Raw genomic sequence first — 412 nt, forward strand, 5'->3', positions numbered from 1 at the left:
CTCGGAGCTTATGGGGAGATCACCTATAATCAACCCGAAGGTGACAACGGGGAACTCGATGTACAACGTCTTGTGATGTTGCTGGGTTACCAGTTCACTGATGAGGTTCAGTTCTTTACTGAAATTGAATTTGAACACGTCGAAGAAGTTTACGTTGAACAGGCATTTGTAAATTATAATTTCGCCAGGAACATTAATTTTCGTGCCGGTTTAATGTTAGTGCCTATGGGGATCATTAATGAATATCACGAACCTACTACGTTCAATGGCGTTGAGCGTCCTGCCATTGCGGGTTCAATCATTCCAACTACCTGGAGAGAGATCGGTCTTGGTCTTACAGGTAGGATCAACTCTGCCAACCTTACCTATCAGGCCTACGTTTTTAACGGCTTTAAATCTACAGATGCAAGTG

The 412-nt window shown here is 43.4% G+C and carries 1 protein-coding gene; it reads left to right on the forward strand.

The features are described 5' to 3' along the window. A partial coding sequence (locus HC175_RS19495) for a porin (RefSeq protein WP_262887256.1) occupies window positions 1–412 on the forward strand: 412 nt, incomplete at both ends.

This window comes from Salinimicrobium oceani (assembly GCF_012037645.1).